This is a genomic window from Streptomyces sp. NPDC004561, assembly GCF_053602155.1.
Genome location: NZ_JBSGDB010000318.1, coordinates 1 through 10564 on the forward strand (window position 1 = coordinate 1; position 10564 = coordinate 10564).

The 10564-nt window shown below is 69.8% G+C and carries 8 protein-coding genes and 1 pseudogene; 5 read left to right on the forward strand and 4 right to left on the reverse strand.

Annotation, left to right across the window (positions count from 1 at the left end; genetic code table 11):
• Window positions 1-289 precede the first annotated feature (289 nt).
• The gene (locus ACWEN3_RS31825; RefSeq protein WP_452977765.1) at window positions 290-1837 is read right to left on the reverse strand and encodes a flavin-containing monooxygenase; all 1548 of its coding nucleotides are present in this window, start codon (window positions 1835-1837) and stop codon (window positions 290-292) included.
• A gap of 98 nt (window positions 1838-1935) precedes the next feature.
• On the opposite strand from ACWEN3_RS31825, the gene ACWEN3_RS31830 reads away from it, so the two are divergent.
• The 5 genes and pseudogenes from ACWEN3_RS31830 to ACWEN3_RS31850 all read left to right on the forward strand — a co-directional run bounded on the left by ACWEN3_RS31830 (window position 1936) and on the right by ACWEN3_RS31850 (window position 7041).
• The gene (locus ACWEN3_RS31830; protein ID WP_452977768.1) at window positions 1936-3174 is read left to right on the forward strand and encodes a PucR family transcriptional regulator; all 1239 of its coding nucleotides are present in this window, start codon (window positions 1936-1938) and stop codon (window positions 3172-3174) included.
• Window positions 3175-3319: 145 nt separating this feature from the next.
• Window positions 3320-3535, forward strand: a complete 216-nt coding sequence (locus ACWEN3_RS31835; protein ID WP_452977771.1) for a DUF2945 domain-containing protein — start codon at window positions 3320-3322, stop codon at window positions 3533-3535.
• Between the two features lie 41 nt (window positions 3536-3576).
• A complete protein-coding gene (locus ACWEN3_RS31840) occupies window positions 3577-4110 on the forward strand; it encodes a DUF488 domain-containing protein (RefSeq protein ID WP_452977774.1) in 534 nt (177 codons plus the stop codon).
• Between the two features lie 96 nt (window positions 4111-4206).
• Window positions 4207-6575: pseudogene (locus ACWEN3_RS31845) on the forward strand (molybdopterin oxidoreductase family protein).
• 7 nt (window positions 6576-6582) lie between these two features.
• The gene (locus tag ACWEN3_RS31850) at window positions 6583-7041 is read left to right on the forward strand and encodes a hypothetical protein (protein WP_452977777.1); all 459 of its coding nucleotides are present in this window, start codon (window positions 6583-6585) and stop codon (window positions 7039-7041) included.
• 114 nt (window positions 7042-7155) lie between these two features.
• On the opposite strand, the gene ACWEN3_RS31855 is transcribed toward ACWEN3_RS31850, so the two are convergent.
• The 3 genes from ACWEN3_RS31855 to ACWEN3_RS31865 form a co-directional block, all read right to left on the reverse strand.
• Window positions 7156-8139 (reverse strand): L,D-transpeptidase, encoded by a 984-nt coding sequence (locus ACWEN3_RS31855; RefSeq protein ID WP_452977779.1) that lies wholly within the window; start codon window positions 8137-8139, stop codon window positions 7156-7158.
• 330 nt (window positions 8140-8469) lie between these two features.
• A complete protein-coding gene (locus ACWEN3_RS31860) occupies window positions 8470-9330 on the reverse strand; it encodes a GAF and ANTAR domain-containing protein (RefSeq protein ID WP_452977782.1) in 861 nt (286 codons plus the stop codon).
• Window positions 9331-9740: 410 nt separating this feature from the next.
• Window positions 9741-10564: substrate-binding domain-containing protein (locus ACWEN3_RS31865; RefSeq protein WP_452977785.1), on the reverse strand; the 824-nt coding region annotated here is incomplete at its 5' end.

The window sequence follows — 10564 nt, forward strand, 5'->3', positions numbered from 1 at the left end:
ATTCGGCCTGGCAGCCATGATGGAACCTCGCTGATCGCGGCGCGGGTGCCGGCGGCCTGACACCTACCAGTCTGGCCGGATGTACGGTCGGGCGCGCGCCGATAAGTACGAGGAAACGTAAGAGGGGTTCAAGCGGTGCCCCGTGTACCGGGCACCGCCGGTACTCCCGGTCGGCGTTTTTCAAGGGCTTCTCTTACTCGACGGCCGGGCGTCGGCGCGGGATGGCGAGCGCGTCCCTCGAACGACGCGGCAGCACCCGCTGTACGACATGCTCAGGGGGCGCTCTTCGTCAGGTGTGCACCGCCGTGGTGGCCCGCTCGGTCCCGGTGCTCGCGGCGGCGCGCTCAAAGTGCAGTTCCGGGTCGAGGACGCTGTCGGTGCGCAGCAGCTTGGCGTCGGCCTGGTAGCTCATCGAGGTACGCCAGGGCATCCGGTCGCCCTGCCGGGGAAGCTGGTCGACCACGCGCTGGACGTAGCCCGCGCCGAAGTCGAGGAACGGCCGGGTCGACATGGCCGGGTCCGCCACCTCGGGGCGGCAGATGTCGAATCGGTGGGCGTCCATGTGGGCCAGCAGTCGGCAGAAGTGATCGCAGAGCAGGCCGATCTTCAGTGTCCAGGACGAGTTGGTGTAGCCGACCGCGAAGGCGAGGTTGGGCACCCCGGACAGCATCAGCCCCTTGTAGGCGACCGTGTCCCGCAGGCGCACCGCGGCGCCGTCGACGGTGAGGGGCATGCCGCCGAGGGCCTGCACGTTCAGGCCCGTGGCGGTGACGATGACGTCCGCCTCGATGTGGCGGCCGGACTCCAGTGACACGCCGGTCTCGGTGAAGGCCGTGATCCGCTCGGTGACCACCGACGCCCTTCCGTTCCGGATGGCGCGGAACAGGTCTCCGTCGGGCACCGCGCACAGCCGCTGGTCCCACGGGTCGTACGGCGGGTTGAAGTGCTCGTCGACCGGATATCCGGCGGGCAGTTGCCGGACGTTGAGCCATCGGATCAGCCGCCGCGCCGCCTTCGGGTACCGCTGACAGAGCCGGAACACCGCGTTCTGCTGGAAGACGTTCTTGCGCCTGGTCCAGGCGTAGCCGCGCTCCGCGCCGAGGTACTTGCGCAGGGCGTTGGCGATCGCGTCGGTCCTGGGCACCGGCAGGATGTAGGTCGGTGTGCGCTGGAGCATGGTCACGTGTGCGGCCGTGTCGGCCATCGCGGGCACCAATGTGACCGCGGTGGCGCCGCTGCCGATCACCAGCACCCGCTTGCCCGCGTAGTCGAGGTCCGCCGGCCAGTGCTGGGGGTGCACGATCGCGCCGCGGAACCGTTCGCGGCCCGGAAACTCGGGGGTGAAGCCCTCGTCGTACCGGTAGTAGCCGCTCGCGGTGAACAGCCAGCCGCAGGTCATCGTGGTGGACTCGCCCGTGTCGGTGCGCTCCACCTCCACCGTCCAGCGCGCCTGCTCGGTGGACCAGGACGCGGCCCGCACCCTGTGGTGGTAGCGGATGGCGTCGTCCAGGCCGTTCTCGGCGACCGTCTCGCGCAGGTACGCCAGGATCCGCGGCCCGTCGGCGATGGCCTGCTCGTCCCGCCAGGGCTTGAACTCGTAGCCGAAGGTGTGCAGATCCGAGTCCGACCGGATCCCGGGATAGCGGAACAGGTCCCATGTGCCGCCCAGGCCGGCGCGGGCCTCCAGGACCGCGAAGCTCTTCGACGGCAACTCGGTCCTCACGTAGCGTGCCGCGCCGATGCCGGAGATCCCGGCGCCCACGATGAGGACGTCCACGTGCTCGACGCCGGCAGGCTCGGCGCCGAGGCGCCCAGCGGGTACGGGACTGGAGGTCATGTCGCTCCTTGGCCGCTATGCCTTGACCGTGCTCCGGACAAGAATCCGTGAGCGCGACCGCCTTGCACCAGGGCAGAACGCACCATCATCATGACCACATGGTGCAACATGCCGCATTCCTCGGCACCTGGCCCGAGTGCCCGCCCGACATCGCGGAGCTGTTCCGGCGCGGCGCCGAGATCGTGCTCGACCCCCGCCCCGAGTGGGTCGAGGTCCTGCACGCGGCCTCCCTCAGCGGAGACCGGATGCGGCCCATCGCCGAGGACCCGGTCCTCGCCGCCGCGGTCAAACAGACCAACCTCGCCAACATCCGGCACTGGGCGGCGTCGAACGTCCAGCGTCCGGGGCGCCGCGTGCCCGCGAACCTGGGCCCCGACGTGCTCGCCTCGGCCCGCGACCTCGTACGCCGTGGCCTGGACGAGAGCGCGCTCGACGCCTACCGCACCGGCCACAGTGTGGCCTGGCGCCGCTGGATGGAGATCTGTTTCGACCTGACCGGCGACCCCGCCCGGCTGCGCAGCCTGCTCGACATCTCCGCGCTGTCGATCTCGACCTTCGTCGAGGACACCGTCTCCGCCATTTCCGAACGGATGCAGGACGAGCGCGCCGAACTCACCCGCGGCGCCCACGCCGAGCGGCGGGCCGCGGTCACCCTCCTGCTCGAAGGCGCCCCGATCCGCCGCGCCCAGGCCGAGGCGCAGCTCGGCTACCGTCTGACCGGCCCCCACACCGCCGCCATCGTCTGGGCCGCCTCCGCCTCGGTGCCCGACCAGCTCGAAGCCGCCGCCGAACTGCTCGTGCGCGCCGGCGGCACGGCACACCGCCTGACCGTCGTCGCCGGCGCGACGGCCCAATGGCTCTGGTTGCCCGTCGCCACCTCGCCGGACACGGGCCGACTCGGCGCGGAACTCGCCGCGTACCCCGACGTGCGCATCGCGGTGGGCCGGCCCGGAACCGACATCGACGGCTTCCGCCGCAGCCACCTCGACGCCGTCACCACGCAGCGCATGCTCACCCGGCTCGCCTCGCAGCACAGGATCGCCCGCTACGACGACGTACAGCTCGCGGCACTCCTGACCGTCGATCCCACGCAGGCCGACGAGTTCGTCAGCGACACCCTCGGGGACCTCCTGCACGCCGACGCGGAGACGCGGGAGACCGTGGCCACGTACCTGCGCGAGCAATGCAGCACCACCCGGACCGCCGAACGGCTCTACACCCATCGCAACACCGTCCTGCGCCGCCTGGCCCGCGCCGACGACCTGCTCCCCCGACCCCTCGCCGACAACGTCACCGCCGTCGCCGCCGCGCTGGAAGTGGTCCGCTGGCGCGGATAGCGACGATCACGGCCGGACCCGACCGCGCCCGCACGGCCCATCCGGTGTGCCGCGCAGGTGACGTGGTACACGGACCGGCGACGGTCGACGAGCCACGCCCCTCGACGAAAGTCGCGGGCACCGGCATCCCGAAAAGAGGGTCGGAATGACGAAGAAGTTCACTGTCGGCGACCATGTCCGATGGAATTCCGAAGCAGGGCACGTCGAAGGTGTCATCACCAAGAAGCACACCCACGATGTGGAGTACAAAGGCCACGTACGCCACGCCACCGAAACCGAGCCGCAATACGAGATCAAGAGCGATAAAACCGATCACATCGCCATGCACAAGGGCGGCGCACTGACCAAAATTCAGAGCTGAAACAAGCCTGAGCCCATCTGCGACCCGGTCGAGGCGGCACGATGACGAACCGCATCCACACGGTGGGGCACTCGACGCGTGACTTCGACGAAGTTCTGACGATGTTGCGGAACCACGAGATAACCCACCTGGTCGACGTGCGCTCGTACCCTTCGTCACGCAAGTTCCCGCAATGGAATCAGTCGGCGATCATCGACGCGCTTCCTCCCGATATCGAGTATCGATGGCTCCCAAAATTGGGCGGTCGGCGTCACACCCCCAAGGCGGTCCCGAGCGTGAACGGTGCATGGGAGGTCAAAGCCTTCCGTGATTACGCCGACTACATGGCAACCGGCGAATTCGCGGAGGGGCTGGACGAATTGCTCGGACTCGCCGAACACGGACGGCCGGCGATCATGTGCAGCGAGGCGGTGCCGTGGCGCTGCCATCGCAGACTGATCACCGATGCCTTGATCGTCGCGGGCACGGAGGTCACGCACATCATGTCGGCCACGGCGGAAAGGCCCGCGACCCTGAACCCGCAGGCGCGCGTCCAGGACGGGCACCTGACCTATCCGCCCCCTGATGGGACATGAACATCCTCGACGGGCTACGTGCGCCAGCCGCGTCACCTCCTACGCGGCATCGGCCGGCGGGCCGGGGCCGCTCCTCGGCAGAAAGGACGCAGCAGCATGGACATCGACCGGGTCGCGGACATCTGGGGTGCGCGTACGCCACATGCCGGTGGGACCCCGTGGCCACAGCGGGTGGACCAGTACCTCGTCGACGGCCTCGACGCATCCGATGTCGAACGGTGGGTGCGGGGTGCCTGCCTGCTCTGCTCCAACGGGTGCGGGCTCGAGGTGGCGGTCCGCGACGGCCGGATGGTGGGCGTCCGGGGCCGTGCCGAGGACCGCGTCAACCACGGCCGTCTGGGACCCAAGGGCCTGTACGGATGGCAGGGCGAGCAGCACGACCGGTTGACGACGCCACTGATCCGTCGAGGAGGCCGGCTGGTCGAGACCGATTGGGACACCGCCATGGGCGCGGTGGTGGAGCGCTCACGCTCGCTGCTGGACGCCAAGGGCCCCCTCAGCCACGCGTTCTACACGTCCGGGCAGTTGATGATCGAGGAGTACTACACCCTGGCGGTGATCGGCAAAGCCGGGATCGGCACCCCGCACATGAACGGCAACACACGTCTGTGCACGGCCACGGCGGCGGCCGCGTTCCAGGAGTCCTTCGGCTCGGACGGCCAACCCGGCTCGTACACGGACGTCGACAGCTGCGACGCCCTGTTCCTGTTCGGGCACAACGTCGCCGAGACACAGAGTGTCCTGTGGGCGCGGATGCTGGACCGGCTGGAGGCTCCCGACCCGCCGCGGCTGGTGTGTGTGGACCCGCGGCGCACCAAGGTCGCCGAACGGGCCACCGTCCATCTGCCCATCCGCAACGGCACCAACCTGGCGCTGATGAACGCTCTCGTCCATGAGCTGATCGCGCACGGCTGGGTGGACGCCGACTATGTGGACGCCCACACGGTGGGCTACGAACAGCTCGAGCGGCGCACCCGTGAGACGACTCCGGAGTGGGCCGCCGAGATCTGCGGCGTGCCGGCCGAGGACATCCGGGCCGCGGCGGAGATCTTCGGCACCGGGAGCCGGGTGGTGTCGACCTGTTCGATGGGTTTCTACCAGTCGCACCAGGCCACCGCGGCCTCCTGCCAGGTCAACAACCTGCACCTGCTGCGCAGCATGCTGGGGCGTCCGGGAGCGGGGGTCCTGCAGATGAACGGCCAGCCCTCGGCGGAGAACAACCGGGAAGCCGGACGCGGTCCGGCGCTGCCGGGGTTTCGTAACTGGGACAACCCCGAACATGTCCGTGAACTGGCCGAGTTGTGGAACGTGGACCCCATCGTGATCCCGCACTGGGCCGCTCCCACCGACGCCAACGCGATCTTCCGGTACGCCGAGCAGGGGTCCGTGGGTTTCCTGTGGATCGCCGGCACCAACCCGGCGGTGTCCATGCCCGACCTCGCGCGCATCCGCCGCATCCTCTCCGGTGACCAGTGCTTCGTCGTGGTCTCCGACGGCTACCGCACCGAGACGACCGAACTGGCCGACGTGGTGCTTCCGGTCGCTCTGTGGGCGGAGAAGACCGGCACCTTCACCAACGTGGACCGCACCGTCCACCTGCAGGAGAAGGCCGTCGAACCGCCCGGGCAGGCCCGCGGCGACATGGCGATCTTCCTGGACTACGCGCGCCGCATGGGGCTGGCCGACAAGGACGGCCGTCCCCTGCCCGCCTGGGACAGCCCCGAGCAGGCTTTCGAGGCGTGGAAGGCGGCCAGTGCGGGGCGACCGTGCGACTACTCGGGACTCACCTACGAGAAGCTGCACGAGGTCGGCGGCGTCCAGTGGCCCTGCACCGACGCGGCACCTGGGGGAACGGAACGGCTCTACACCGACGGCGTGTTCAACACGGACGCCGGAACCTGCGAGTCCTTCGGGCACGACCTGGCCACGGGAGCCCCCGTCGACCAGATCGCCTACCGTGCCCGCAGGATCGACGGCCGCGCCATCCTCAAGACCACCGGCTACCAGCATCCCTTCGAAGAACCGGACGAGTCCTATCCGTTCCGGCTGACCACCAGACGGACCGTGTACCACTGGCACACGCGCACCAAGACGCGCCGCAGCCGGCAACTCGACGACGCCGCCCCGGCGATGTGGGTCGAACTGTCCGAGCCCGATGCCCGACGCCTCGGCATCAGCGAAGGCGACATCGTGCGTGTCACGTCGCGCCGCGGCAGCATTCAGGCCCGGCCCGGATCTCCCACCCCCGGGAAGGCATGGTCTTCGCTCCCTGGCACTACGGAGGAAGCGACACCGCCGCCAACGAGCTCACCCTCACCGGCTGGGACCCGGTGTCCAAACAGCCGGAGCTCAAGGTCGCCGCCGTCTCGGTCGAACGAGTCGGCCCCGGCCAGGGCCCCGCGCCCGCCCCGACCACCACAGCGTCGGCGCCGGTGCACCCCTTCGGCGACATCAGCGAGAAGTGAGGATCCCATGCACCTCGCCACCTACCTGGACTTCCTGCGGACAGCGGAGGAAACACTGGGCCACAGCTACCGAGTTGCCTCCGAGGGCCACACCGGTGACGCCGACGTTCACTGGACCACCGCCGGTTTCGCCACCCAGTGCGCCGGTCACGCCACCGCGCTGACGCCGGTCCGGGCACGCTACGAGACTCCGAGCGAGCCCGCACCCGAGCGTCTTCACGCCCAGGGCCTCACCGCGGTCAGGTCCGGCCCGGCCGGGTTGCTGCGCGATCTGCAGGATCTCTACCAACTGGCCGATCTCGTCGCCCTCACCTGGCCCCTCGTCGACCAGGCCGGCCATGCGGTCCGCGACCGCGACCTGCTTCACGTCGTCGACGCCTGCCGCACGGAGACGGACGCCCAACTCGCCTGGCTCCGCATGCGAATGAAGGCGGCCGCGCCGCAGACGCTGATCGTCGCGACCTAGGGAACGCGTGGTCCCTGCCTCCGGGAGTCCGTCGCGGCTGACGCCGGAGACTTTCCGATCGGACGAGTTGGGGAATGCAGGAGGGCCAGCCGTTTCCGGGCGACCCCAAGTGCGTCACAGCGTGGCGGTCGTCCCCTCGCCGGACGCGCTGCCCGCGAGCCACTCGCCCCAGCCCAGGTTGAAGTCGGCGTAGCCGTTGTCGGGCGCGGCCTTGGCCCGGGACGAGCCGGTGATGGTGATGGGGTCGCCCTGCTTGACCTGGCCGTAGAACCACTTGGCGTCCGACATGGACAGGTGGACGCAGCCGTGCGAGCCGCGGGCGCTGCCGCTGCCCGGATTGGGGTCGCCGGTCGAGTAGTGCACGTACGTGCCGGACTGGGTGAGGTGGATGTCCCAGGGCAGCGTCAGGTCGTAGTAGTTGGGGCTGCCCTTGTCGCAGCTGATGCCGACGCTGCAGGAGGTCATGTGCACCTTCTCCTCCTTGTCGATGACGGCCATCGTGCCGTTCCACGTCGGATACTGAGGGCTGCCCGCGTTGATCGACAGGGTGCGCACCACCTGGCCGTTGTGGGTCACCTTCATGGTGTGGCCGGTCACCGAGACGTCGGCGCGCACGTCGTCGCCGATCTTGAAGCTGTGCGTGTAGGCGCGCACGCCGTAGCGCCCGTTGCCGTTGCTGACGCCCTTCACGTCGACGTCGACCTTCACGCTGGTGCCGGAGGGCCAGTACGTCTTCGGCCGCCAGTCGGCGCGCCTGTCGCCGAACCAGTGCCAGGCACCGGCCACCGGCTGCGACGCGCTCACCTTCATGTGCTTCTCCACCGTGGCCCGCGCCTTCGCCGCCACCGGGTTCGTGAAGACCACCGAGATCGGCATGGCCACGCCGACCGTGGTGGCCTCCTGCGGGGTGATCGAGTCCAGAAGCATCGGCGGGCCGGCGGGCTTCGTCGGCGACGGAGAGGCGCTCGCACTCGGCTGCGACGCCTTGGCGTCGTCCCCGCCCGCCTTGTCACTGCCGCCCCCGCCGCAGGCGCTCACGCCCATCAGCATGGCACCCGTGACGAGTGCGATCCCTATGCCGCCCTTGCGCCGTCCCACGCCCTGCCCCGCTCTCTCGCTCCTCGGCCCTGACGGGCCCGACTCCCTGTCAGACAGTAGGGACTCGGGCCTCAGTTGCGTGTGTTGCGTAAAGCGTGTCCCAAAACTCGAGGCGCGCCGACCGGGCGGGGACCATGAGGGGCGCGACATCGAGCGCCTCCCGGCGCAAGGGATGGGGCCGTTCGGTACCGGCTCGGCGGTCGGCGCAGGAGGCGCCGGAGTCGGCGGCCGCCGGCCCGGCGCTGCGCGGCCGTGTGACGGGCCGACCGGCGGGATCACCTCCGCAGACGGATTGCGCCAGGACCCCGGCGGGCAGCGCGGCGGAGGCCGTCAGCGCGATTGACGAGCGGTGGTGTGAAGGTGTTCCAGGGCGTCGAAAACCCTGGTGCGGCGGTACCAGGACAGCCAGCGGCCGGTAGTGGCAGCGGCTGTCTGCAGTGCGTCGAGCTGGGCCTGGGTGAAGCCGGTCAGGGGGCGGTCGTGATGGGAGGAGATCACGCCCAGCAGAACCTTCTCCTCGCTCATCACGGGCACGCTGTGGCAGGCGCGACTGCCGGCGTGGAGGATCACGCGGCGGGACTCCTCGTCGAAGACGGGTGCCGTGGCGACGTCGAGTACGGTGACCTGCTCGGCGTTACGGGCCGCCTGGGAGCACGAGGTGCTCGAGTGGTCGACGAAGGTGAAGTGCTCGGTGAACTGGCGGTCCAGCCCGGTGTGTCTGGCCAGCCGCAGAAGCTGGTTCTCAGCGAGCTGCACATTGCCCATGGTCGTTCCGGTGACATCCAGCATCCGGTGCAGGGCGGCGTCCAGGACGGCGCTCTGCGAGGTGTTGTCGACTCGGCCGGCCCAGCGCAGATCGGTGAGCGTGGGTGGGCCGGAACGCGTCCGGCCCGGGAACCAGGCACCGGCCCGATGAGTCGGGCCGGGCACGCGGACCACCGCGTCGGCAAGGGTGTGGATCTTGATGTTGTGGTGCTGGGAGGCACTACGGAGCAGCGCGAAGGCTTCACGGACATTGGCCAGCCGGTAGCGCTCCTTCAGGATGCCCTCCGCAGTGGCGATGGCCGAACGGGCGATCGTACGGTTGCGCAGCTCTGTGTAGTGCTGCCGAACCTGCTGCAGTTCGTCCAGGTGCTGAACAGCACGCGGCTCCGGCGCGGCCGCCGCACGGCTATCGGAATCCAGGCTCACGGAAATCCACTCTTTCGTACGAATGTGAGGATTAGCCCGATCTGTGGCAGGCACAGATCGCGTGATGCCTATGTCCCAAGCACTGGCGGTGAGCTTAGCCCCTCTGAGTTGGGGCGGTAATGGCGGATGGCAGGAAGCGGTCGCGACGCGCAGGACGACCGGGAGCGCGTTCGGTGCGGCTCGGCGTCGTCGGCGACCCGTCGGTGTGGGCTGTCGTGGCTGTGGCCGGGGCACCCAAGAGCCGTCCGGGCTCCCACCGTCCCTGCTGTATGGGACTCCTGAGCTGAATCAGCAGTTCACAGCGTTGCTCACTGTGAAGGCGCGGGAGGCACATGGCGGGGACACGCCGGAGTGTGTCGATAGTCACCACCTGTCGATCCTGCCCACGGCGATCGAAGGCGCGGCGGCGTTCAGTGCGGAAACACCCAGCCCGGCCGCCAGGTCCCGGCGGCGTCATGGCCGGCCGCTGTCGCGGCGAGGTGGGCGCGGAGCGTGGCCAGCGCCGGGTGGGGGTTGTCGCGGTGCCAGAGGAGCGAGTGCGGGTAGACAGGCGTCGGGTCGGTCACCGGGATACGGCGCAGGCCGTGGCCGGCGGGCCAGACGAGGCGGGTGTGCTCGCCCATGAACGTGGCCAGGGCCGGGGTGTCGGCGACGGTGTCGAGGAGTGCGTCGGAGCCGAAGTTGGGGCCGGTCGCCTCGATGGTGAGGCCGAACTCGGCGACGAGGTCGTCGTAGTAGGCGGCCCACTCGCTACCGGGCACGATGCCGGGCATCCAGATCCGGTGCCCGGCGAGCCGGGCGACGGTCACCGACCGGGCGCCCGCCAGCGCGTGGGCGGGGCCGGTGAGGAGCTGGAGCGGTTCGTCGAGCACCCGGACGGACTCGATGTCCTCGGGGAGGGGCCGGCCGGGTACGGCGACGGCACGGAAGGACGCGTCGATCGCACCGGACCGGATGGCGGCGACGGCCGTCTCGATGTCGAGCAGCATGACCACGTTGAGGTCGATCTCGGGGTACGCACGGTGGAAGGCGCGCATCAGGCCCGACGCCGCGCCGCGCGAGGCGATCACGTCGACGCGCAGCGGACGCCGGCCGCTGTGCACGGACGCGACCGCGCGTTCGGCGACGCGCAGCAGCTCGCGCGCGTGGGGCAGGAACGCCTGCCCGTCGATGCCCTTCTCGGCCACGAAGCCGCTCACGTGCCCGTCATCTCCGCGGGCTTGGACGATCATGC

Bases quoted from the DNA above. Each gene is read 5' to 3' on its own strand.
- ACWEN3_RS31850 (WP_452977777.1), top strand. From the start codon at position 6,583: ATGCACCTCGCCACCTACCTGGACTTCCTGCGGACAGCGGAGGAAACA.
- ACWEN3_RS31830 (WP_452977768.1), top strand. From the start codon at position 1,936: ATGGTGCAACATGCCGCATTCCTCGGCACCTGGCCCGAGTGCCCGCCC.
- ACWEN3_RS31840 (WP_452977774.1), top strand. From the start codon at position 3,577: ATGACGAACCGCATCCACACGGTGGGGCACTCGACGCGTGACTTCGAC.
- ACWEN3_RS31835 (WP_452977771.1), top strand. From the start codon at position 3,320: ATGACGAAGAAGTTCACTGTCGGCGACCATGTCCGATGGAATTCCGAA.
- ACWEN3_RS31825 (WP_452977765.1), bottom strand. From the start codon at position 1,837: ATGACCTCCAGTCCCGTACCCGCTGGGCGCCTCGGCGCCGAGCCTGCC.